The 25,205-nt window shown below is 40.7% G+C and carries 13 protein-coding genes; 3 read left to right on the top strand and 10 right to left on the bottom strand.

The window, feature by feature from the left end:
- The first annotated feature begins 18 nt into the window (after nt 1–18).
- A complete protein-coding gene (locus tag FD724_RS13215; protein ID WP_179072952.1) occupies nt 19–912 on the top strand; it encodes an ABC transporter permease in 894 nt (297 codons plus the stop codon).
- Between the two features lie 54 nt (nt 913–966).
- Complete coding sequence (locus FD724_RS13210; RefSeq protein WP_179072951.1) at nt 967–1,695, top strand: Uma2 family endonuclease; 729 nt, start codon at nt 967–969, stop codon at nt 1,693–1,695.
- Nucleotides 1,696–1,712: 17 nt separating this feature from the next.
- Here the strand turns inward: FD724_RS13210 and FD724_RS13205 are convergent, their stop codons facing one another.
- The 8 genes from FD724_RS13205 to FD724_RS13170 all read right to left on the bottom strand — a co-directional run bounded on the left by FD724_RS13205 (nt 1,713) and on the right by FD724_RS13170 (nt 14,136).
- On the bottom strand, nt 1,713–5,342 hold the full coding sequence (locus FD724_RS13205; RefSeq protein ID WP_179072950.1) for a hybrid sensor histidine kinase/response regulator: 3,630 nt from the start codon (nt 5,340–5,342) through the stop codon (nt 1,713–1,715).
- 26 nt (nt 5,343–5,368) lie between these two features.
- Nucleotides 5,369–5,581 (bottom strand): four helix bundle protein, encoded by a 213-nt coding sequence (locus tag FD724_RS40815; protein ID WP_256874549.1) that lies wholly within the window; start codon nt 5,579–5,581, stop codon nt 5,369–5,371.
- Nucleotides 5,582–5,722: 141 nt separating this feature from the next.
- On the bottom strand, nt 5,723–9,031 hold the full coding sequence (locus FD724_RS13195; protein ID WP_179072949.1) for a GAF domain-containing protein: 3,309 nt from the start codon (nt 9,029–9,031) through the stop codon (nt 5,723–5,725).
- Nucleotides 9,032–9,156: 125 nt separating this feature from the next.
- A complete protein-coding gene (locus tag FD724_RS13190) occupies nt 9,157–9,630 on the bottom strand; it encodes a chemotaxis protein CheW (RefSeq protein WP_179072948.1) in 474 nt (157 codons plus the stop codon).
- Between the two features lie 128 nt (nt 9,631–9,758).
- Nucleotides 9,759–10,121 carry a response regulator transcription factor gene (locus FD724_RS13185; protein ID WP_114084071.1) on the bottom strand — a complete coding sequence of 121 codons (363 nt, stop codon included), beginning with the start codon at nt 10,119–10,121 and terminating at the stop codon, nt 9,759–9,761.
- Nucleotides 10,122–10,933: 812 nt separating this feature from the next.
- Nucleotides 10,934–12,124: a response regulator gene (locus FD724_RS13180; protein WP_114084072.1), complete on the bottom strand. Its 1,191-nt coding sequence runs from the start codon at nt 12,122–12,124 to the stop codon at nt 10,934–10,936.
- Between the two features lie 505 nt (nt 12,125–12,629).
- The gene (gene murQ / locus FD724_RS13175) at nt 12,630–13,556 is read right to left on the bottom strand and encodes an N-acetylmuramic acid 6-phosphate etherase (protein ID WP_114084073.1); all 927 of its coding nucleotides are present in this window, start codon (nt 13,554–13,556) and stop codon (nt 12,630–12,632) included.
- Nucleotides 13,557–13,707: 151 nt separating this feature from the next.
- Nucleotides 13,708–14,136 carry a DUF3110 domain-containing protein gene (locus FD724_RS13170; protein ID WP_012412248.1) on the bottom strand — a complete coding sequence of 143 codons (429 nt, stop codon included), beginning with the start codon at nt 14,134–14,136 and terminating at the stop codon, nt 13,708–13,710.
- Between the two features lie 265 nt (nt 14,137–14,401).
- Between FD724_RS13170 and FD724_RS13165 the strand changes: the two genes are divergently transcribed.
- Nucleotides 14,402–20,344, top strand: a complete 5,943-nt coding sequence (locus tag FD724_RS13165) for a translocation/assembly module TamB domain-containing protein (RefSeq protein ID WP_179072947.1) — start codon at nt 14,402–14,404, stop codon at nt 20,342–20,344.
- A gap of 316 nt (nt 20,345–20,660) precedes the next feature.
- On the opposite strand, the gene FD724_RS13160 is transcribed toward FD724_RS13165, so the two are convergent.
- On the bottom strand, nt 20,661–24,551 hold the full coding sequence (locus FD724_RS13160) for a response regulator (RefSeq protein WP_179072946.1): 3,891 nt from the start codon (nt 24,549–24,551) through the stop codon (nt 20,661–20,663).
- Nucleotides 24,541–25,110 carry a heme NO-binding domain-containing protein gene (locus FD724_RS13155; RefSeq protein ID WP_179072945.1) on the bottom strand — a complete coding sequence of 190 codons (570 nt, stop codon included), beginning with the start codon at nt 25,108–25,110 and terminating at the stop codon, nt 24,541–24,543. The genes FD724_RS13160 and FD724_RS13155 overlap by 11 nt, the downstream gene beginning before the upstream one ends.
- Nucleotides 25,111–25,205 lie beyond the last annotated feature (95 nt).

The raw sequence follows: 25,205 nt of genomic DNA, 5'->3' as shown, positions 1-25,205 counted from the left end.
GAGTTAGATTTATAAGTAATGAATATTGAAAAAAATGGAATTTCCCAAATAGAAAAATTGCCTCGCCTGCGAGGAAATTGGCTGCAACCTTTGATATTACTTGCACCATCGGGGATTTGGTTATTACTTTTGTTGGTGCTGCCAGCTTTGATAATTTTCGAGTTAAGTTTAGTTGCAGACATTCGACCGGGAGATTTGGTTAATCCCAACGGATTCCAAAACTACATCCGAATATTTGACCCCCTTTACTTACAAGTAATTGTGCGATCGCTATTTTTTGCGTTGGGCACTACAATAATTTGTTTAATTTTAGGCTTCCCTGTCGCCTATTGGATTGCTCAAATAGCGCCGCAGCGTTGGCGTAATTTGCTGCTATTAGGCTTTGTTTTGCCTTTGTGGACTTCCTCATTACTTCGCTCTTATGCTTGGATTACAATTCTTCGTCCTACTGGTTTGTTGAACAGTTTACTCAGCACTTTAGGCTTGCCTACTTTGCAATTACTTAACCAGAGTCAAGCTGTATTTATTGGTATGAGTTACAGCTTGTTACCCTATATGGTTTTGATTTTATATGCTTCTCTCGAAAAGCTAGACAAGCGGTTGTTAGAAGCGGCGGCTGATTTAGGTGCAAATCCGATGGAAACTTTTTTCCAGGTAACGGTACCGCAAATTCTGCCTGGAATTACGGCTGCTTCAATGCTTGTATTCATTACAGGCTTGGGAGATTTTGTCGATCCAGAATTACTTGGTGGTGCTTCTAGTATGACGGCAGCAAGGTTAGTTTATAACCAGTTTCTGGGAGCAACCCAAAATTGGGGATTTGGTTCCGCTTTAAGTATGACGTTAATTTTGCTTGTTAGTATTGCGATCGCACTTTTAATTAAGTTTGGCGAACCTGCACCCAAACGCTAAACTTTTGGTCGCTCATTTATAATAAGGGCATCAAACGCCAGCGAGACAACGGTTATGCTCTCACCTGATCTCAAAAATGCGTTACCAACGACTGATGAACTTCCCTGTTCAGACGATACGCCAGTGGATAACGAGGATCAAAATTTTTTGCCAAATATTTTACTCTTCTTACTCAACTCCATTTGGGCAAATCGCCTGGATTGGTACTTCGGAGTAGACATGGGATTGTATCACACCACAGGCGTAAATCCTAGAGTACCTGTAGTGCCGGATGCTTTTTTAAGTGTGGGAGTAGAACGGAAAAAGGGTGGTAAATCACGCAAAAGTTACGCTGTTTGGGAAGAAAATGGGGTAGTTCCGATATTCACATTAGAAATGGTATCCCATACCCCAGGAGGTGAATATGACGAGAAGCTAGATATATATAAAAAACTTGGTGTATTGTACTACGGAATTTATAACCCTGAATTTTGGCGACGCGACCAACATCAACCTTTTGAAGTGTATAAATTGATAGATGGAAGCTACCAGCTACAAATAGGTGAGCCTTTTTTTATGCCAGAAGTGGGGTTAGGTATTGGGCGACACCAGGCTGTAATTGCCGGCATACAACAGCAGTTTTTATGTTGGTATGATGAGCAGGGAAACCGCTATTTGACAGATGCAGAACAGGCAAAACAGGAGCGATCGCGGGCTGAACAAGAGCGGCAAAGGGCTGAACAATTAGCGCAGTATTTACGTTCTTTAGGTGTAGATCCAAATAATTTACCTGGTAATCCGTAATTACGAATTACTAATTTTTAATGATTTACCACCATGAGCAAATCATTTAGATCATCTGCATTACTGTTAATTAGCCTCTTAATTGTAGAAAGAAATTCATTTTCTAAATAAGGCTTAGTTAAGTAAGCTTTTGCACCCAATTCTTGAGCAAGTTGGCGATGCTTTTTAGAGCTGCGAGAAGTGAGAATCACCACAGGGATTTTTGCTAATTTGGGGTATTGACGGAAATTGCCCAACAACTCAAAACCATTCATTCGTGGCATCTCTAAATCGGAGACGACAACTTGAATTTCTGGATGTAACTGCAACTTTTCTAGAGCTTCTACACCATTTTGAGCTTGTATTACTTGATAGCCCGATTTTTGTAGAGTGAGAGAGATAGTTTGGCGCAAACTAATTGCGTCATCTACTACTAAAACAACTTTTGGTGATTTATGATCTGGCTTTTGAGAATAACTGGGTTGAGTTTCTATCGTTTTTATGGAAGTAGATGCAGTAAGTAATGGTGTAGATGCAAAAGTGTCTCCCGATATCGCCAAGGCTTTTTTATTTGAGGGAGAAGCTACTGGTAACGCCATGATATCAAGTGTTGTTTGTTGGATCTCGCTAGATTTGACCAGCAATGAAGCATCAATCACTAAGATGAGATTACCATTGGGTAAACTACTACAACCATAAACGTATTTTGGCGGTGCGATCGCATTTCCTAAAGGTCTGATGACCAGTTCTTGTTCACCAATTATATGGTCAACTTCCAAAGCAAACATTCCCTGATTTCGTCGGAGCAAAAGCACTGGATTTTTCGCTATGCTTGGGTCGTCAGTATTTGATGTGTTGTATGTAACAGCAGTATTCAAGAATGAATCATTATAATTAATCAATTTTGAAAGGTGACGGAGGCTGACCATAGTCTCATCATTGTCTGTGTTCCAATGCAAGACTTTTTGACCTTCAATTTCTTTAATTTGCTGCTCGGAGGGAATCAATATTTTTTCGATACTGTCCGAAAGAAGGGCATAAATAACACCTTTGGCTTGAACTAGCATTAACTTTTCTGTAGTCATAGAAAAAGGAATTTTGAGTATGAATATTGTTCCTTGGTTGGGTAAGGATTGAACTGAAATTGAGCCATTAAGTGCGTTCATCTGAGTCCGCACAATATCTAACCCCATACCGCGCCCAGAGATTTCAGTCACTTTACCGGCAGTAGAAAATCCAGGTGAAAATATCATGTCTAAAAGTTCAGGTTCTGCCAGATTAGAAGCATAGCTTCTAATTTTTTCTTCAGTTTGTATGGGATATAATTCAGCAGCTTTTGTGCGAATTCTGTCTAAATTCAATCCCTGACCATCATCCCGAACTTCGATAATAGTGTGGCTACCCTGGTGATAAGCGCGGATTTCGATTAATCCTTTTTCTGGTTTCCCAAGCTCTCGGCGAAGTTGTGAAGCTTCAATCCCGTGGTCAAAAGCATTACGTACTAAATGTAATAACGGATCGTAGAGTTTTTCTGCGATCGCTTTATCTACTAGTACCTCAGTACCAGTAAGTTTCAATTCTACAAGTTTGGCATAAACATTCCCCAACTTATTTACCATCTGGGGGAAACGATTTAGAATATTGCCCAAAGGCAACATTCGTGCTTCTACTAAGCTCTCTATAATATTAAGAGTTAAATTCTCTTGTTTGTCACTAATTTGAGCAGCTTGCGTCACGAGCAATTCAAGAGATTCTGTGGTTTCTTGTAGTTGCAGTATTTCTTCTATTGCTTCATGCAATGTTGTATGAAATTCTGTATATACATCCATTTCTAAAGAGTCAAATTTCACCGCAAAATTTTGCGTTTGTTGTGAGGTACTATTTGGTATTTGTAATGGGAGATCGCGTAATTCATTTAAAGTTTTTTGGTGTCTAGTAATTTGCCGTATTAATTGATCAATTATTTCTTTAACTTGTTCATCTTGCAAAGTACGTCTTTTTTGATGAATCAGTAATTCTCCAGCTAAATAATTGAGGTGTTGCAGTCTTTCTGTATCTACTCGAATAAATGAAGGTTGACGAAAGTTTTTAGTTTGAACATACTGTGATTTATCTTCTATTTCTTTGTTGAGCTGTGTAGCTAAATCAGGCATAACTTCAATGGCTGTTTCAGTAACTCCTATAGCTACCTGCTCATTTAGACTTAATGAATCAACTTTTTCTGAATAATCATCATTTAGAGTTGTCACCACTGGCTCTGTCAGGTTTTGGCTAACTTCTCCCCCCCATATTGTCTCTAGAAAATTATCAGTAGTTTGAGAAGATACAGATTTAGATATTTCTTTAAAAACTAACAGCGTTTGCAGTTTGGAAATATCAAGCCAATTTTTTTCTTCGGTAGTAACAGGAGGATAGTTTTTATACTCTTCTGCTAATCTATGAATTCGATTTTGTAATATTTTAATGACTGAGATATAGCCGTCAGATTTATTAACAAAATTCTGAAACTTTGTGACGGCAAATAGGATGATTAAAATTATCCCATGTCTATAAATACAAAGACTTTGGCTATCTTGTTCATCTTGAACAAAATCAAGAAACTTTCTCAGCCAATTTTCAATATAATCAAGTAGATTTTCTCTTCCTAACCTGGGAACAAGTAAATCTAAATTAAGCTCTGCTTCTGGTACTTCTATCTCGTGATTAAACCAACCCAAAATGTAGCGAATTACTTTTAGATAAAACTTGGCAGTTGTTGGATTTACAGATTCATTTTTATTATTGTCAGATGTAGTAAGAAACTGGTAAAATTGCTCTTCATTGATAACAAAGATTTCAGCAGATGAATTATTTCGTAATTTTTCAGATAACTCATTATTTACGACTAGCGTGAGTTTTCGCAAAGCTAGAGAAGTTTCTCCACCAGATGTACGATCACCTTCTAATACCAACTTTTGTGCTTGTTGTAAATCTGCAAGGGCAATTTCAGCGATTTGCTGTACCTGAGTGGGATTTGCTTGCAGTGCTGATAAAATTGTTTGAGAAATTTCTCCCAATCCAGGCAAATTTAGAGATTCTGCTAAACCGAAAAATACCTCAGCTTGGGACCGTAATAATTCAATAAATTCGTTATTATTTGGTGGATTGTTAACAGCTTCAGCAATACTGTTTAGACGTTGCTCTACTCCCACCTCAAAAACTGACTGGACAATATCAAATCCCAATTCCTCAGAAGTGGGAATATGAGCCTCATCACCAAACGCATCACCTAGCTTTTCTTGTAACTGTGAAAACACTGAAGTTGCTCGATTTATTAGTTCTTCATCATTCACAGTGCTGCCTATTAGCTCAGTATTTAATGCTATACTAAGACACTCATAGGCTTGTAATAAAAGTGTTTGTAGTTCAGCATCAATTACTACATTTGGGTTATATAAAGCCTTAAACACATCTTCCAAAAAATGGGCTATCATCTTAATAACTTCTAGCCCAACATTAGCAGCGCCACCTTTAAGTGTATGAGTAGCCCGCATTAAATTATGGACTTTAGCAGTGCTATAACCTTCCGATAAGCTAAATAGTTCTTGTTCAATAATCTGTACTAATTCTGGAGCTTCAGCTAGAAAGTAGATGTATCCTTGTTCGCGAATTTCGTTATCTGTAATCATATTTTTGATTTTAAATTTTAGATTTGTTACGTAAAATTTTGATTGATGCAATTTGATGTCAGAATTTCAGTGTTTACTGACATCAAATTGCTCACTTTTTCTAGCGGTAATAAACCAACCTCAACAATAAGTTCCATCCAATAAAGACTTTCATCGGTTTCTTCCTCTACCAAGCTGAGTTTAGCAATGACATCTGCGGTTGACTTCCCACGACAAGCTGACCGCTCGTTAGCTCCCATAGATGTTTCTGAACGGATTATCTGCTCTGCCGTTCAGCTCTGTCGAAGGGCTTCTACTAAGCGGATTACTCGCAATGCTAGCTGTTTTATTCCCCGCTTAAAATCTTCCTCATTTATAATCCAAAATCTAAAATCTAAAATCTATTTGACTTTAAACTTGCTAGCAGTTGTTAATAGCTCTTGCGCCATCCCTGATAAATCTTGAAACACAGTCGCAATTTCTTGAGATTCAGCAAAAGTTTTATTAGCAATTTCTGCTACATCTTGCATTGATTTTGTGACTGTTACAGATTGGGTCATTTGTTTTTGAGTCGCTGCGGTAATCCGCTCGATTAGCTGACTAATTTCGGCAGTTGCAGAAACGATCGCATTCAAGTTTTGGCGAGTGTCACTGACAAGATTTGTGCCTTCTACTACCTGCTGAATACCAATTTCCATTGCTACTGCAACTTCCCCGGTTTCTGCTTGAATATCCTGGACTAATTTTTCTATTTCGATGGTTGCTGCTGCTGACTGGCGAGATAAAGAACGGACTTCATCGGCTACAACTGCGAAGCCTTTGCCATATTCACCGGCACGGGTAGCTTCAATAGCCGCATTCAGAGCCAGTACGTTTGTCTGTGTGGCAAAATTACCAATCAAATTCACCACTTTGGAGATTTTTTGCGAAGATTCACTGAGGCGTTTAATCTTTTTGCTGGTTTGAGCAACGGTTTCACGAATTCCTTGGATTGCTTGTACAGTCAGATTCATCGCTGTATCGCCAGACTCTACAGTTTCATTGGCTTGTTGCACCGCAACTTGCACTAATTCGGCATTCGCCACCACAGCTTGAGTAGAGTCCACCATCTGTTGAATTTCGCCTAATGCTGTGGTAATTTCCTCAGATTGTTGTTGTGCCAGATTAGTCAGTCCCGCCAGTGAAGCTTCGCTTTTGGTAGAAGTTTGAGCAACTTGTTGAGCAGCCCCTTGTACTTGAAGAACTATTTGCCGCAGCGCTTGCAGGGTATTATTGTAAGCATCAGCGATCGTGCCTAGTTCGTCTTCTGTAATGGGTGCGCGTACTGTTAAGTCACCGTTAAGGGCGGGTCTAAGGGCTGTTAAGAGTTGAATAGATCGTTGTTGTAGTAACTCCTTGGCTGCCTTTTCTCGTGCGGCTGCTTCTGCTAATTTTGCTGACTGTGCTTGTACCTGCTGCAAATATTCGGTATGTTGTAATGCCAGTCCTAATTGGTTCCCAATGCGTGCTAACAACGTGACTTCTGATTCTTCCCAATCACGAGTTCCAGAATTTTGATAAGCTGCCAGCAAACCCCACAATTGCTCCCCAGCAAATACAGGAACAATTACATAAGCTTTGACTTCAAATTGCTCTAAAATTTCAATGTGGCAAGGAGAATGACCTACCTGATAGATGTCATTTACAACAAAGCTTTCATCTTGGCTATATCGACCTCCCTGAGTTTCTTGCAAGTGGGTATCTTCCCAGACAGTTTTGATATCGGGAGCTACCAGTTTTACCCAATTATGGCCTACTGATTCCGCTACAAATTCGCCAGTCCAGTTAGGGTTGAAACGATAGACTGCGACGCGATCGCATCGCAGTAATTGCCTTACTTCTTGAGTGGTTGTTTTAAAGATTTCTTCTACATCTGAAGATTGCCGGATACGGTTACTGATCTTGGTAACAGCTTTCTCTTGTTCCGCTATCTGAGCTAACTTTTCAGATTTCAACCGAACTAATTCTAAATAATCTATCTGTGATTTAGCTAGGCTAAATTGCAAGCTAGTCTGAACCAAAAAATTCACTTCCCAGGTTTGCCATTCACGGGGGCTAGAATTTTGATAAGCTGCCAGCAAACCCCACAATTTATCCCCAAAGAATATAGGAACAATTATGTAAGCTCTGGCTTCAAACTGCTCTAAAATCTCAATATGGCAGGGAGCAAGCCCTACTTCATAGATATCGTTAACGATAAAGTTTTCACCTTTGACATACCTCCCTCCCTTAGTATCTTGCAAGTAAGTATCGTCTAAAACGGTTTTAATATCAGGGCCTACTAGTTTTGTCCAACCAGTACCCACAGACTCAGCCACAAATTCACCGCCCCACTCAGGGTTAAAGCGATAGACGGCGACGCGATCGCATCGTAATGATTGACGCACTTCTTGAGTAGTTGTTTTGAAGATGCTATCTACATCTAAAGATTGCCGGATGCGTCCTACTATCTTAGTAAAAGCTTTTTCTTGTTCAACTATTTGAGCTAGTTGTTCAGATTTCTTATGCATTTGTTCGAGATATTCGCCTTGCGAGATAGCCACACCAAATTGCAGTCCAATTTGGGTTACAAAGCTTTCTTCCCAAGGTTGCCAATCACGAGGCCCAGAATTTTGATAAGCTGCCAGCAAGCCCCATAATTTCTCTCCAGAAAATATGGGTGCAATGATGTAAGCCTTCATTTCATACTGCTCTAAAATCTCAATGTGGCATTGAGCATGACCCATTTTATAGATGTCTTTGACGACAAAGCTTTCACCCTTGGCATAACGTCCTCCCTGGGTGTCTTGCAAGTGGCTATCTTCCCAGACCATATAAAAATCAGGGCTGACCATCTTTATCCAGCCATTACCAACTGACTCAGCGACAAACTCGCCACTCCAGTCAGGTTTAAAGCGATAGACACCGACGCGATCGCATTTTAGTAATTGACGTACTTCTTGAGTGGTTGTTTGAAAAATCTTATCGACATTTGATGCCCGCAGAATTTTGTCGATGACTTTAGCTACAGATTTTTTTGCTAGTATTCGCTGTTGTTCTTCTCTTTTGAATTCAAAACTCTGTAATTTGTAGAGCAGTTCTGTTGTAACTTGAGATAGCAGACTAATTTCTATTTCTTGCCACTGCCGCGTTGAATAGCAATTATTTACTGCCAGCAATCCCCATACTTTACCTTCTACTACTATCGGTAAACTCAAACTAGCTTTGATTTGAAATTTATCTAGTAGTTGCTTTTGATAAGGGGTAAGTTGAATCTGATTGATATCATCAATAACTACAGGTTCGATATAGTCTTGGTTAGTATATAAACCAAAAATAATTCCAGGAATATTTTCGCCTAGAGTCGGTGTCCAACCTAATGTTCGAGATTCTGCTAAAACATTACCTGAATCAAGGGAAGTGAACTGATAGATTAAGGCTCGATCGCAGCCAATTTTTTCTCTAATTTGGGCTACAGTAATTTTGAGTAGTGTATCAATGTCTGGAGCTTGGCGCAGATGAGTTGCGATGTCTTGCAACTGTCGCCGCCAAGTTTTAAATTCCTGAGCGATGGCATTTAATAAAGATATTTCATTACTAGCAATATTTGCTATATTAGCGTTCCCATTCAAATTTTCTACTTCAGATATAAGATGCTCATTTTCATGGCTGTTGCTATACAAAAATGTCATTTGATTAACCTCAAAGTTTGTTATGGATAATAAGTGGATAGTTGGCAGGTAAGAATGGACTATTATTTGCTTATTAAAAATTAGAAATTGTCCAAAACTTATCCCCGATCATCTATTTGAAATTTTTAATTGTGAATCTTCCAGATGGGAGATTGGATGATCGTGATCGCATCCAAATTAAAAATCATATCCTCGGAATCATTAATAAAGTATCCCTGTAAAAAAGGTGATATTTTAGGATAGAATAGTTCGGGACTTGGGGGTTTCATTTGTTGAATATCCAGCCATTCAATATCTATAAGCTGTTTCACCAATAGTCCTAAATACTTACCATTGTTTTCCAGAACAATCGCCATCATTATTGAAATTAAATTTGCTCCTTGTGAAATTGGAGGATAACCTAACATTGCCTCTAAATCTACTAACCAAAGCATCTCACCACGCCAGTTATAAATACCCAAAATGCTACTGGACATCTGTGGAACACCACATATTTCAGGTAATGATACTTGCAAAACTTCTGTGATGTGTTGTAAAGAAATGACAGCTGTATCTTTCACTCCCAAATTAAAACTTAAAAATTTTTCCTTGGTTTCCAAAGTTATTTATCCTTTGTTCTTGATTGTTTATATCTAGCCACTATTTGCCTTTGTTATTCGATCTTGTAGAGCTTATATATTAGAAATAGTGACCTTTAATGTTCGTTGATTTATTGCCTTTTTACTAATTAATGAATTAATCGCTTTAAAATTACCACTAGTTCTTCTCTATCAATCGGTTTTGATAGATAACCATCAGCGCCCAACATATTACCCCAAATTTTATCTACATCACTATTTTTGGTAGAGCAAAAAACCACAGGTATTTTGCTAGTGTCGGGGTTATTTTTCAGTTCTCGGCAAATTTCAAAGCCACTTTTTCCTGGTAAAATTACATCGAGAAATATGAGGTCTGGCTTGTTTTTATCTATTTTGTCTTGAGCTTCTTCGCTGCTGGTGGCGCTAATTACAGAATAACCTGCTTGTTGCAAGTAACGGCTGATTATTTCCATATCTGTTAAGCCATCTTCAACAACTAAAACAGTATTCATGATAATTACCCTTTAAAAAATTTTAAGAATGTAGACAAATTAGATATACAAATCCTAAATGATTCATGAACAAAGACATGCAGGAATTACGCACAAAAGATTCCCCAATTCCCTTAAAAAAGGGAGCTAGTGGGAGTGCGCCAACGAGGTTTTAGGTTTTAAATGTGTAATTCCTGACATAGAAAGGACTAGAGACTAGCCCTAAGCTCTTTGTCATAATCAATATTTCACAACTCAAATAGGACTGCTATAAATACAAAAAGTTGTATTTGTCTAATTTTGATTCAATCTTTATCTATTAACCTCAGAAAAAGTACGTAGCGGATAGAATTTAATATATATATTTGTGAATATTAAAGAATTTTATCAAGAAAGAATAAAAGCATTATTCGTCATAATTAAGGCGTAATTTTATAGGAATATAATTAAACAAATATTTAAATATTTACAAAAAAATAATTAAGTAGCTTTCATATTGCTACCTAATTATTCCTTCTGAATTCTGGCTTCTTTTTATGTTTATGGACGCGAGAAAGTCTATAGGTTGTAAAAATTTTGTTCTGGGTATTACTGAGTTATAGTCCAATACTGAGAAATGAAATTTTTAAGCCAATCAGACTAACTGATGATTAATTATCAATAAAAATTATTCATTCTCCCTAATTACAAACCTATCTAGAACTTATATTCTATTTTTGAAAAACTTAGTGCAACCCAAAAAGGCTCTTTTCGCATTGCTTATTGCCTATTACTAGTTAAAGCAAGTAACTATGGCTACGCCAGGCTGCGCGAACAGAAATCAAAGCGGATTCCTATACATTGGCTTTACTCTTCTCAATGGGAACACTCAATGTAGGTAAATACTTACGTATTATACTCATTACCTTGTCAGGCGCTACGGGTTTAGTAATAAAATCTGTAGAACCGACTACTTTGGCACGAACTCTATCTAAAAGACCATCACTGCCTGTTAATATAATCACTGGTGTATTGGCAAAGGCTGATATTCGCCGCAACTGAGTGCAGATTTCATAACCACTGGCAACTGGCATAATCAAATCCAAGAAAATTAGGTCTGGTTTATCTTGAATTAGGGTTGGGAGTGCTTGTACAGCATCTTGAATTTTAATAAACCTTAGTCCATTGGAAGTAATAATATCCTCTAGCATTTTACAGACTTGAGGGCTATCATCTACGCAGGCCACTAATGGAGCATTCGGTTTCTTTGGTTGTGTAGTGTGAGGCTTATTGTTGGTCTCAGTCACTACTAACGGCATATCAGGTACTTCTACCAATTCGATGATTCCTTTAAGGATATAAGGAAGCAACGAACGGGTGAGTGGTAGTACACTCTGCTTCATTTTCACAGCTAAATCTAAGAGAGTGAATTTGCCATTGATTAAATTCAAAAAGTTTTTGTAGACAGATAGACTTACCATCTGCTGGAGTTGTTCTGGTCGCCGCAAAACCGGTGCCAAATTAGGAGAAAAATTTGCTAAACCTGCGGCTGACCAAGTTTTCCATGAATCTTGCATGTGCTTTACAGACATTTCTGCACTCGTAAAGCTCATCGGTGTTTCGAGGATAACTTCTTGGCTACGATTGCAAGTTATAGAAGCGAAATTTCCTTGCAATGCTAAGTCAAATAGTAATTCTGCTATGGTGCTTTCGGCAATAGACTGAATCTGTTCCCTCTGAATTCTCTGTTTTTTATAAAAGATTTCTAAAAGGCGGTAATCCCAGTAATCTATTGATATGTCTTGTGAACGCAACAGCAATTTATCAACATCAATCTGAGGACAGTTTTGAGCCATGTGTCTACGCCAGCGCCGGAAGGGATGAGTACCCCCTGTTGCCCAAACGATACGTCCCAGGCGATAATAAAAAGTCCATTGGCCACCCTTTGAACTTTTAATATTTAATTTGCCATTATATTGCAGTTGAGTACAAGTTTTAAATTCATTAACTAAATTATTTGAAAGAATAAGTTCCGAGTGGGTCATATTTTATTCCTTGTATTAAAAAGCCAGTTATTGAAAAACCCACACTAGTTGTATAGTGGTCAGAAGACACATCAAAATTGATATATAGCAGTCAAAATCAAGTTTATTAAAATCAAGACAATGATGAGAAAATAGCAAAAATCCTGTTAATATATAAATCCGATTTCATACAGTTTGTTATCGGTAGACTTTACGAATCAAGTAGCTTGCTATAGTCCAGATCATTAGGATGCATTCAGTATTAACTGATTATTTTAATAATTTTCATACGGAATTCTATCCGTATAAGTTCTGAATTTTTGTTTAAAATGATTAGTAATATTGAGGAATTTTTAAATTTATTTATTATAATTGGCTGTGAATGTTAAAAATATTTATTTAATTTTACATTTATTAATACAAGTTAATTGAAGCGAGCTTTTTTAGGGAATATTATCTTTAAAAAAAGGTGTGCTGCTCAGATAAGTAGCAGCCACCTGTAGAGTATTTATTTAGGAAAATGTCTTTAAGATTGGTTGTGGTTTTGATAGCTCATAACAGCTGCCCTAAGATTACTTTGGTGTTCTGAAAGAAGCCGATCGCCATCCTCTTTTTCCAAACCAGTCCAGTGCATTAATAATGCTAGTTTAACCCACTTGCCACTACGTTCTAATAAAAAACCAGCAGCTTCCCGACTTAAGCCTGTGAGGTCTTGCAATATTCGTAAAGCGCGATCGCGTAACTTTTGATTTGTTACTGCTACATCCACCATACGATTGCCATAAACCTTACCTAGTTTAACCATTACTCCTGTGGAAAGGATATTTAAAGCTAACTTCGTGACTGTACCAGCTTTCAGGCGAGTTGAACCAGCGATGATTTCTGGCCCTGTCAATAGGCGAATGTCAATATCAGCATCAATGCTAACTTGTTCAGCCGGAACACAGGCGATAAAAATAGTACTGGCTCCCCGTTGACGAGCCGCATGAATGGCACCGTGGACATAAGGTGTTGTCCCACCAGCAGTAATACCGACAACTACATCTAGCTGAGTAATGTGTCGCCCAGCGATCGCAGCTTCACCATCTTCGATGCTATCTTCTAAATCTTCCGAACTGCGTACCAGCGCACCCGCACCACCAGCAATAATCCCCTGTACCAACTCTGGGGGCGTACAAAAAGTAGGTGGACACTCAGCAGCATCTAGCACGCCTAACCTGCCACTTGTACCCGCGCCAATGTAAAATAAGCGTCCTCCGTGACGCAAACGCTCTGCGGTGCTATCAATCGCTTCAGCCAACTGAACTTTCGCCGCTGCAACCGCTGCAATTGCTTTTTGATCTTCACTATTAAACAGTTCTACCAATTCCAGAGAACTGAGCTGGTCTAAGTTAAGACTGTTAGGATTTACCAGCTCGGTTAAAAGATGCCCACGTTCTTGCAAGTTTGTCATTTATCCTTATGTCCTTTGTCCGTTGTCCGTTGTCATTAGTCAGTTAGCGACCAATGACCAATGACCAATGACCCTTCGGGTTCACCAGTTGCTCATGGGGGAAACCCCCAAGACCGCACTGGCTCACCAATGACTAATGACTAATGACTAATTAAAGCAATCCTTCCAATTTGCGACGCATCTTCTCTAGTTCAGAATCAGATAATTCTGGTTCTTCTAGTGGCTGTTGATTGAGAGGGAAGGTGTCTTCAACAGTATCCTCCTTCTGGGCGTTTGCTTGCCAGTCAGTTTGTTCTACGTTCAGTTCTGGGGGAGTGACAACTAAATTGCTGTTTTCTGGGATGATTTCCCATTCATACCCAGCACTTTCGCAAAATTCCTTGATTTCCTCAGCATCGATTGGCTCTGGTGTCGGTGCGGGGAAATCCTGAGCTTCCAGCATTAGGGCAAAACGTGTGGCATCGTCTTCTGACTCGAACATCAGAATTTTATTGCGATCGCCTTCCCGAATCGTGTGAATCCCCTCATTTTCCGTTCGAGCGTTAAAAATTAACACAAAAACACGCATTGGTGTAATCATCTGTCTTTTTTAAAGTCTATTCATATTAAAGTTCTAGGTTGTACCTGTGCGAAAGTCAAAGGAACAATTTTCAGTTTATTAAGATCAGATTTTCCTGAAAACGCCAATATTATTAAGCATAAGTATTGGATCAAGCAAATACCGTAACTTAACTAATGAGGTCTTTGCTTTACTTGGCGTATCCTGGAAATGGCATACTGAATCAATGTGTCAGTTAATGCTTGTGTGTGCCAGCGACATCCGGCAATTAATACAGTGAAAGCAAATGACTAAATCTCCCCATCAAGATATTCACTCCCCCTCCCCTATCCGCAAGCGTCTGTGGTTGCTGGTATTGAGTCGGGGTAGCATTGCCTTGAGTGGACTTTTACTGTTAGGAGTTATCATCGGTATTTGGCGGTTGTGGACTTTTGTCCAAACAGAGTTAACGCCGTTGGCACAACAAAGTCTGACTACTACACTCAACCGTCCGGTAAAACTGGGAAAAGTCACACAATTTTCGTTAACGGGAGTGCAGTTTGGCGCTTCAGCTATCCCCGCCACACCCACAGATCCAGATCGGGCGACAGTCGAATCTGTAGAGGTGGGTTTTAACCCGTTACAACTAATCTTTAACCGCCACCTCAAGCTAGATGTCACCTTAGTCAACCCAGATATTTACATTCAGCAGGATGAGCAAGGGCGCTGGGTTTCCACTAGCATAGCGTCGTCAGGTGGAGGCGGTGCAATTAAAACTGATTTGGACTACTTGCGGTTTCGTAATGCCAAGCTGGCCTTGCTGCCGCAGCAGAGAGGAAGGGAGGCAGGGGAGGCAGGGGGAGCAGGGGAGGGAATATCTTCTGCGTCTCCCACCTCTCCCGTAACATTTTCTCAACTGAACGGTTCTGCCCAACTTTTAGCAAACAACCAGTTAATCCGGTTTGAAGTAGGAGGGCAAGCAGACAGTGGTGGCAATATTTCCATTCAGGGAGAGACACGTTCTAAGGTGCTAGCGGGCAACTTTCAAGTGAAAGCACAAGATTTGCTGGCTGCGGATATTACTCGGTTGATTAAGTTACCAGTGAACTTACAGGCGGGTCGAGCCAATGGCGACTTGTTAATTCGGTTGACACCAGGGCAACAGACTTTATTGTATGGCAATGCGGCTGTGCAAGGGGTAACACTTCAAATACCCAAAGTCCCGCAGCTGTTGAGTAATAGCCAAGGAAATCTCCGTTTTCAGGGAACGGAGTTGCAGTTAAGCAATGTTACTACCAACTACGGCAAAATTCCTGTAGTGGCTACGGGAATCATCGACACTCAAGCAGGTTTTAAGTTGGCAGGGCGTGTAAATGCGGTGAGTTTGGCTAATGCCCAGGATACCCTCAAGGTAAAACTACCTGTGCCAATCGCTGGGCAAGTACAAGCAGATTTGCAGATTACCGGATCAACTAAAGAGCCAATTATCTCAGGCACAGTTGCGACGATTCAAACTGCCCGCATTGATAAACTTGATTTCAATAGCATCAGTAGTAAATTTGAGCTTGTTACTAGTTCTAGTTCCTCTTTAATTACCCTGAAAGATATTCAAGGTAAAGCTAAAGTTGGTGGTGAAATCACGGGTGCTGGCACAATTCAACTTGGTAAAACGCCGCAACTGGATTTAAATTTCGCTGCCAAGAATGTTCCAGGGGATGCGATCGCAAAAGTTTATGAAACAACACCTGCATTCCAAATCGGCAATGTCTCAGCTACAGCCCAATTAACTGGCGCTCCTACCAATGTCCAAACTTTGGTACAGTTTCAAGCCCCTAACGGAACTTACCCTGGAACTGGCGAAGTTGCGATTGGGAGCGATCGCAATGTCTCTTTCCGTAATGTGGCTCTTAATGTAAGCGGTGGTACAGTTCGGGCAACGGGTAGTTATCTTAACGAGCGTTGGCAAGCTGTGGCTGTTGCCTCTAGGGTAAAATTAGAACCATTTGTAGACAAAAGTCAACTGCAAAATGTCTCTTTGGCGGACGCACAGTTTAATGGTCGTCTCATCCTCTCAGGGAACACAGCACCATTTAAAATTGCCACGATTCGCACTGATGGCGCAGGAGTTCAAATTGGTGGCGGCACAGTTGCAGTTTCTAATGTCCAATTGCAAGACCAAAGCTTCTCTGCTCAACTTGTAGCTAATGGTGTGCGGTTAGGGCAAATATTGAAACAGTCTCCCCCAGCTTTAAATAATCCTTTGGCGGGTACGTTCCAAATCGCAGGTAACAGAGATAATTTCAGCCTGAAAACCCTGCGTGGCAATGGTGAAGGTAGCCTTGCTATTGGCGATGGTACGGTTACAGCTAAAAATATCCAAGTGGCTAATGGTGTCTATCAGGCGCAAGTTCAGGCTAAAAATGTTCCTGTGCAGCAATTGGCAAAAGTACCAAAGCAGTTTCAAGGGGCATTAAGTGGTCAGTTCGATGTAGCAGGTTCTGTTGATTCTTTTAAACCACAGACTATTCAAGCCAGTGGTCAGGCGCGGGTAAATGTTGCGGGTGGAACTATTACGGCCTCTAATATCCAACTTGCTAATGGTGGCTATCAGGCGCAAGTTCAGGCTAAGAATGTTCCTGTGCAGCAATTGGCAAAAGTACCACCGCAATTTAAAGGGACGTTAACTGGTCAAGTAAACGTAGCGGGTTCTGTTGAATCTTTCCAACCTAAAGCTATCCAAGCTATGGGTCAGGCGCGGGTAAATGTTGCGGGTGGGACGATTACAGCCTCTAATATCCAAGTGGCTAATGGTGTATACCAGGCACAAGTTCAGGCAAATAATGTACCTTTGCAGCAGTTGGCAGCAGTACCACCACAGCTACGAGGGACGTTAACTGGTCAAGCAAACGTGGCGGGTTCTGTTGAATCCTTCCAACCGCAAACTATCCAAGCTAGTGGTCAAGGACGGCTGGATGTTGCAGGTGGAACGATCGCAGCTTCTAATATCCAATTGGCTAATGGTCGCTATCAAGCTGTAGTTAATGCTGACGGTGTGGAGTTAAATCGGTTCAATCAGCAATTGCGGGGGCAATTTGGCGGTCAGTTGCAATTAGCTGGCAATGTAGGCTCGTCCAAATTAGCTGATGTACGTGCTGCTGGACAGGTGCAATTATCCCAAGGGCTTCCTGGTCTTGAGCAACCCCTCACGGCTGCGATCGCTTGGAGTGGTGAAAGGCTGACCATTGAGCGAGCAACTGCTCCCGGTTTAAGTGTGAGTGGTAACATATTAGCCAATGCTAAAAAAGCAGGTATACCGGAAATTACTGCTTTAAATCTCAACGTCCAAGCGCAGAATTACAACTTAAAACAGTTACCGATCAATCTTCCTAATCAGGTTGCTGTGGCAGGTAGAATCGATTTTAATGGACAAGTCACTGGTAAGCTGCCCTTGCCAAATGTGGTAGGACAAATTAATTTACGAGACTTAGTTGTTCAAGATATTGCTTTTGAGCCGTTGTTAACTGGAAACATTGATTCAGCCCAGGGACGCGGTTTAAATTTAAATTTGGCAGGAAATAGCGATCACTTGGCCTTTAATTTAGATGCCAATAATCGCCCGAAATCCTTTTTAGTAAAATGGCAGGAAGCATCAGCTACAGGTAATGTTCAAGGGAATGATTGGGCGCTAAAAGTTGCAAATTTCCCCTTACAAATATTGAATTTGACTCCGCCACCAATTACTCGATTGGGCGCTGGTAAGATAGCTGGGTTGTTAACTGGGGATTTGCTGTTTAATCAGCAGACATTGGCAGCAACTGGGAATTTAGCGATCGCTAATCCGCAAATTGGCCGGCTTCGCGGCGATCAAATAGCTGCTCAATTCCGCTACAGTGATGGCAAAGGCACACTTACCAACAGCGAATTTGTCAAAGGTAAAAGTAGCTACGCCCTTGTCGGTACGTTTGCCCAAAGCTCTAAAGGGCCTCAACTACAAGGTAAACTGAAGGTCAGCCAAGGAGAGATCCAAGATGTTTTGGCTTTAACACAGATATTTGATTTACAAAATTTGCCAGGTGGTTCAGCAGCAATCTACGGCACAGCAGAGGATCTAGCCACTACCCCCCAAGGAGTACCAAATCAACCTTTATTAACCCAAATCCAACGGTTTTCTGAAATTGAAACTTTGGTAGCAGAACAGCAAGAACAGCGACTTAACTCCACTCCAATACCAGATTTGGCAGACTTAAAGGGGACTTTCAACGGGGAAGTGGCTGTAAATACAGCTACAGCCAATGGATTATCAGTGGATTTTAATTTGAATGGACAAAACTTCGCTTGGGGTAAAAAGGAAGAACGAAATCGTTATTATACTGCTGACAAAGTGATTGCCGAAGGCAACTTTGAAAACGGTGTTTTGAGTTTGCGACCTTTACGAATCGAATCTCAAAACAGGTTGGTTGCTTTTACGGGTAACGTTGGCGGTGATGAACAATCTGGCCAGTTGCGGGTGAATAATTTTCCAGTGCAACTACTGAATAATTTTGTAAAACTGCCAGTTGGAATTACAGGGAATCTTAATGGTACAGCAGCTTTAGCAGGTAGTATTGCTAATCCCCAAGCTAGAGGGGAATTGCAAATCACAGAAGGATTATTGAATCAAAAAGCAATAGAATCAGCAAGGGCAAGTTTCAGCTATGCCAACGGACGCTTAAACTTTGGTAGTACTGTAGCAGTTGCCGGGCCAAAACCTGTTGATATTACTGGCAGTATCCCTTATAAATTGCCTTTTGCAACCGTTGCACCAGACAGTGAGCAGATCAGTTTGGATGTGAAGTTAGAAAACGAAGGATTAGGACTGTTAAATGCATTGACGAATCAAGTGGTTTTTGAAAAAGGTGAAGGAGAAGTAGACCTTAAGGTACGCGGAACATTGCAAAAACCCCAAGTTGAGGGAATTGCTACTGTTAATAATGCTACTTTTTCAGCTCAGGCATTACCAGGTAAGCTGAGACGTGTCACAGGTAAAGTACTGTTTAATTTTGACAGCATCTTAGTAGAAAACCTTCAGGGTAGATTTAGCCGTGGGAAGGTGGAGGTTGCTGGAGAAATTCCCATTTTCAACAATCAGAACGTGAGTATCACCAATCCCCTAACTGTTAATCTCGATCAGTTAGCCTTAAATCTCAAGGGACTTTACCAAGGAGGCGCTAGCGGCAATTTGCAGATTACTGGTTCTGCCCTTAACCCAGCGATTGGCGGTAAAGTAAGTTTATTTGACGGTCAGGTATTGCTGGCAGAATCTACCGATGCGACTTCATCTGCAAATAGTAGTCTCGGTGTATCACCCACAAAAGATAACAAGCAGAGTAAAGATGAAATTGGGAATGGCAAGGGAAATGCGTTGGCTCAAGGCTTGCCATCAGGTATCGCTAGATTTAATAATCTAGATTTAGAACTCGGTAAAAATGTCCAAATTACCCGTCCCCCTATTCTCAACTTCCGCGCCACTGGTAATCTCATCGTTAACGGCTCGATCAATCAGCCCGTACCCAATGGTACTATCCAGTTAGAACAAGGAGGGGTGAATTTATTTACTACCCAATTTAACCTTGCTCGTGGTTATAAACACACCGCAACTTTTAGTCCCTCTGAACCCCGCGACCCCAACTTAGATATTCGCCTATTTGCCAAAGTACTCGACGTAACTCAAAGTAATGACTTCGGTAAAGTAAATTCCACAGGTTTATCAGCCTTAGAGAGTGTTCGAGTCGAAGCCACTATCAACGGTCTAGCCAGCAAACTCAATGAAAATTTAGAATTAACAAGTAGTCCGTCACGTAGTCAAACCGAAATTGTTGCTCTTTTAGGAGGTGGATTTGTAGACACCCAAGGACGTGGTGACAGTACTTTGGGACTGATTAACATTGCAGGTTCGGCTGTGTTCAATAATTTTCAGTCTGCTTTTAACCAGATTGGGAGTACCTTTGGTTTAAGTGAACTGCGGATATTCCCTACCGTTATTTCTGAGAATCCCGAAGCTGGAAGAAGTAGTTCAACTTTGGAATTAGCAGCCGAGGCTGGGGTCGATATTTCTACCAAAATATCTGTTTCCAGTATTAAGATTTTGACAACAAATGATCCCTTCCAATGGGGTGTTAATTACCGGATAAACGATGAATTTCGTGTGCGTGCTTCCACTAATTTAACTGATGATAGTCGTGCAGTAGTGGAGTATCAAACGCGGTTTTAAATTATGTATTTTATCGTGCAGACTTACTTGTCATTACAATTCATTTCGGAAACTAATTAATCCTTATCTGGCTTTTTTATAACTTTTTCAGCAAGCCCTAATTGGATAATACAATCATCATCAATTACTAAAATTTCTGCTTGGGAATTAGATATTTGAGCCATATTTTATAGAGATTAATGGTCTGCTAACCTAACTTGATTTCCCGTAGGGGCAATTCATGTAGATGTAAAACGTCTTCTACTCTACGAATTCTCCAACGGAGTACTCGCAGGGTATTGTCCCTATATTTCGTACTTGCTGCGTAAGTCCTACTTTAAGAAGAATAAAGGCTTTGAAGAGCCGTAATGACATTTTTATATTCACTCTCTAGATGATTAATCAGCCCAGAGATTTGATCTAATGATTGAGTTATCGCAGCATTTTCTAAGGTTTCACAGATATTGCCCAGCTTAACAGCACCAATACTAACACTGGGCGATCGCAAAGCATGAGCTGCTTTTTGCAACTTTGATCGGTCTTCAGCAGCAATGGCCTCTTTAATTGTCTGTATTCTAATAGGAGTATCTTCTAAGTAAATTTGGATCAGTTCAGCGACTAGCTGCTCACCATCACTGCCTCCCATGTTTTGTAGTTCTTGCAGAAAACGTCGGTCAATTGCCTCTTGTAGATCGGAATTTGAGGATTTAGAGAGTAATGCAGATTCAGATAAATCAATCAGATCGGGAGACTCTGAATCTTGACATTGCTGAATATCAAACTTTTTCAGAACCGCTTCGAGCGCCTCAATGCGAATCGGCTTACTAATATAATCATCCATCCCTACCCTTAAGCACTCCTGACGATCTTCCAGGCGAGCATGAGCAGTCATTGCAGTTATCCAGGGTTGAACATTAGGAGAGAATTCTTGACGAATCCGAATAGTTGTTTCCCAGCCATCCATTTCCGGCATTTGGATGTCCATAAACACAATATCGTAGCGTTGCCGTTGCAAGGCTTCTAGAGCTTCACACCCATTATTAGCCACATCCGCTCGAAAACCCAACCGTTGCAGCATCTTGAGAGCAATTTTCTGGTTTACCAACACATCCTCAACTAAGAGAATCTTGAGTGGCAAAGTTTGGGCAAGCTGGACATCAATTGTTGGGAGATTTGGTGTAGGCAAACGGGAGTAAGAAGCAATGCTAATTTTAGAATCAACTCGTTGGGTAGACCAACTACCACGCACAATTTGTAAGAGTGTATTGTGTAACTGGTACTGTCGCACAGGTTTATGCAAAAAGGCAGTAAATTCAGAGGCTACCTGCCTTACCTCTAAAGTTTGCTTGCCTTTAAAACTCAACATCACCAAAGGTAAACCTTGCCGTCTTGGTATAGCCCGGATTTGAGCCGTCAGATCGAGGATATTCAGATGCGGGCTATCGATATCCAATATAATTACGTCAAAGGGATGTTGTTGTATTAAGCACGGGACGACAGCACTTAATTCTACAGGTTGGACATTTACTCCCCATCTCTGAAGTTTCCAGGTTAAGCATTTCCTCAAATTGATGTTATCTACTGCCAAGAGTAATTTCTTGCCGACAAGCTCTGTATAAATACTCAAAGAATTATCAATGGCAGAAGGGTCAACTTGCAGCATTAGTGTGAAATAGAAGGTAGAACCTTTAACAGTTCCACTTTCGACCCACATTCTGCCCCCCATAATTTCGCTCAGGCGCTTGCTGATCGCTAATCCTAAGCCAGTACCGCCATAACGTCGAGTCATGGAGGCATCGACCTGACTAAAGGGCTTAAACAGTCTATCTAGGCGATCGCTAGGTATACCAATACCTGTATCGCTGACCGCAAATAGAAATTCGTAATATACGTGATCGGCAGTTGTGGCTTCCTGCTTGAGAACTTGCTGCTGTACAGTGATCGTGACAACGACTTCTCCAGCATTCGTGAACTTGACAGCATTGCTCACTAAATTCCAGAGAATCTGACGCAAACGGGTAATATCACCAATGATCAGAGTTGGTATGTGCGGTTGCAATTCATACATCAGTTCGATGCCTTTCAAAGCTGCTTGCGGAGCGAGCAAATCCAGGGCTTCTTCCACACAAACTTGCAAGTCAAAGGGTTGTTCTTCCAACTCTAAATTGCCAGACTCAATCTTAGAAAAGTCGAGAATATCATTGATAATAGTCAACAAGGCATCGCCACTGTTACGGATAGTCTCTACATAATCCAGTTGCTCAGGTTTAAGAGAAGTATCCAAAAGTAATCCAGTCATGCCGATGACCGCATTCATCGGAGTACGAATTTCATGGCTCATCGTGGCGAGGAAATTACTCTTGGCCATATTGGCAGCCTCGGCTGCTTGCTTGGCAAAGTTAAGCTCTTCATTTTGCTGTGCTAGCAAATCGGCTTGACGGGTTTCCTTAGCCAACAATTGTGCTTGGGTGAGGGCAATACCCATTTGATCTGCTAGATGTTTGAGGAGATCCATTTCTAATTCAGTCCATTGCCTGGGGCGATTGTGCTGATGGAGAATTAATAATCCCCACAAATCTTTCCGCACCAAAATTGGTACGATCAGATTAGCTTTCACCTGACACTGCTCAATTTGGCAGGGTTTAAATCCTGTTAGCCCTAAATCTGAAATGGCTGTAATCTGTCCGTCACGATACAAATCTAAGTATCGATCCTGAAGACAAACATCACAGATATCCTTGTTTAAAATCACTGACCATTCTGGGACTACTGCTTCCTGAACAACTTCACCAGAACCATCAGATTTAATTTGGAAAATTAGAACGCGATCGGCTTGCAAAATACGCTGAACTTCCGTTACTGTTGTCTGGAGAATTTTTTCCAATTGCAAGGACTGACGAATTTCTTCAGTAATTTGCTTGAGAAGAAGAGCGCGTTGATACTGCTCCTGTAAAGCTTCTTCTGCCTTTTTGCGTTCGGTAATATCTAAATGAGTTCCGACTATTCTCAAGAATTTTCCTTGGGAGTCACGGTTTACCAACTTACCGCGATCCAAAATCCACTTCCATTTTCCTGATTTTGTGAGAAAGCGTGCTTGCACCTCATAGAAAGGTGTCTTACCCCTGAGGTGAGCTATCAGCCGTTGTTGCACCAACCGTCGGTCTTCTGGATGGATCAACCTATTAATAATTTTAATATTGTCTTCCAGTTCCTCTGGGTCATAACCCAGCATTGTGTACCAGCGTGGGCTACGATAAACTTCTCCAGTTGCTAAATTCCAGTCCCAAAGCCCTTCGTCTACTGCATCCAGCGCCAATTTTAACTGCTCTTCACTCGATCTCAGGGCATTTTCTGATTGTTTCCTGAGGGTAATATCACGATATTTCCACAAATGACCATAAAATTTCTGATCAACCACAATCGGTACATAGTCTTGTTCAAAGATTCGTCCATCTTGAAGTTGCCATTCCTGATTGAGAACTATTTGTCCTTGGCTCAATATCTTATCTAAGCGCTGGATAAATTGTTCTGGCTCAACAAAAAGTTGTTTACTCATTTGGGATGCTTCCTGACAATCCAGTCCATGTAAAGCTTCTGGAGCAAGGTGAATACCAAATAGATTGCAGAACTCTTGATTTGCCAGAACAAGGTGTCGGTTCTCGTCTTCTAGCAAAATACCAACCTGTAAACTTTCAATCAGCTTTGTCAATCGAGAGGCTGTGGTTCTTAATTCTACCCGTTGTTCTGTGAGTTTCGCAGTTAGTTTTTTGGCATCTGCTAAAGCTGAATTCTTAGCTTGTAAGAGAAACAGATAATCTGAAACTGAATCATATAAAGGAAAATCATCAATGCTTAGTTCTAGCTTTTTTAGAGCGGTAATATCAGTAATCCAGGGAGAGCCAAGAAATACCAAATGATTGTCGTCCTCTACATACACTATCTGTCCCTTTAGCTGCATATCTTTGTGGTGGGATTGCAGGAGAAAGAGCGATCGCGTCTGCTGGCAAATGGCTTCAAAACTAACTGGACAGTTGGGGCGATTGATGCGGAAATGTTCTTCTAAGGAACTATTGAGGATGGTAATAGGTTCTAAAATGCGCTGAAGCACTTCACCCGCCTGGACAATCTTCATCTCTCGATCTATAACCAGATGGAAGGGAAACAATGCTGCAAATTGGTCAGCACTAAGACTGAATTGCTTTGACCCGATAGCATTATTATTTGTCATCAGACTGAGAATCTTTATATTTAATAGAGAATATATCGTGAGGATCTCCCTGTTCACGAAAACTAATTTGGGTAACATCCACCTTGGTGTCAAAGCGTTTTGCCAAGCCGTGGAGTAGACCAATCACCATTGGAGATAATCCTTGCCGAGTCGATTGGTAGTGGAGATCCATAGATTTATCACTGTTGTGTTCACACTCAAAAGATGGGGGACGAAGTTCCGAAAAACTCAAACCCACCCGAGCATGAAGGTTGTCAAGATTGTCTATAAACTGGGGTAAGGAATTTCCAGCGCTGGCTAAAAGCTCTCCATAGCCTTCTTCGGCAGTATAAGTAAGCCAGTATTCTCCAAAGGCTTTCAGAATTTCGTGTGCAGGTATACTCAATACTTCACAAGCGGCTTCAACTAAGCAATAGGTAACATCGTCAGGATAACCATCCATACCAATAAAAAAGTCAATATCCTCAAGTGCAGCCTTTTGTTTAATGGTTTCCCAAGTATCCTCACCGTGGTATTTGCAAATCATATCTTGAATTGCTTTGTTAACTAGACCGTACATTCTCTTAGCTCCTATGTACCCACAAAGTGTAACTTACTTAGGCAACCTGTTGATATTAAAAGTATTTTTAATCAGACAAAAATTGAATATAGCCT

Origin of the sequence: Nostoc sp. C057 (genome assembly GCF_013393925.1) — a bacterium.
GTDB classification, from domain to species: domain Bacteria; phylum Cyanobacteriota; class Cyanobacteriia; order Cyanobacteriales; family Nostocaceae; genus Nostoc; species Nostoc muscorum_A.
Note: the sequence above shows the minus strand (reverse complement) of the source record. Positions and strands in the feature narration are given on the sequence as shown.

What these genes read in the sequence shown, in the direction of transcription:
- FD724_RS13215 (WP_179072952.1), top strand. Translation starts at nt 19, where the DNA reads ATGAATATTGAAAAAAATGGAATTTCCCAAATAGAAAAATTGCCTCGC.
- FD724_RS13210 (WP_179072951.1), top strand. Translation starts at nt 967, where the DNA reads ATGCTCTCACCTGATCTCAAAAATGCGTTACCAACGACTGATGAACTT.
- FD724_RS13205 (WP_179072950.1), bottom strand. Translation starts at nt 5,342, where the DNA reads ATGATTACAGATAACGAAATTCGCGAACAAGGATACATCTACTTTCTA.
- FD724_RS40815 (WP_256874549.1), bottom strand. Translation starts at nt 5,581, where the DNA reads ATGGGAGCTAACGAGCGGTCAGCTTGTCGTGGGAAGTCAACCGCAGAT.
- FD724_RS13195 (WP_179072949.1), bottom strand. Translation starts at nt 9,031, where the DNA reads ATGACATTTTTGTATAGCAACAGCCATGAAAATGAGCATCTTATATCT.
- FD724_RS13185 (WP_114084071.1), bottom strand. Translation starts at nt 10,121, where the DNA reads ATGAATACTGTTTTAGTTGTTGAAGATGGCTTAACAGATATGGAAATA.
- FD724_RS13180 (WP_114084072.1), bottom strand. Translation starts at nt 12,124, where the DNA reads ATGACCCACTCGGAACTTATTCTTTCAAATAATTTAGTTAATGAATTT.
- murQ (WP_114084073.1), bottom strand. Translation starts at nt 13,556, where the DNA reads ATGACAAACTTGCAAGAACGTGGGCATCTTTTAACCGAGCTGGTAAAT.
- FD724_RS13170 (WP_012412248.1), bottom strand. Translation starts at nt 14,136, where the DNA reads ATGATTACACCAATGCGTGTTTTTGTGTTAATTTTTAACGCTCGAACG.
- FD724_RS13165 (WP_179072947.1), top strand. Translation starts at nt 14,402, where the DNA reads ATGACTAAATCTCCCCATCAAGATATTCACTCCCCCTCCCCTATCCGC.
- FD724_RS13160 (WP_179072946.1), bottom strand. Translation starts at nt 24,551, where the DNA reads ATGACAAATAATAATGCTATCGGGTCAAAGCAATTCAGTCTTAGTGCT.
- FD724_RS13155 (WP_179072945.1), bottom strand. Translation starts at nt 25,110, where the DNA reads ATGTACGGTCTAGTTAACAAAGCAATTCAAGATATGATTTGCAAATAC.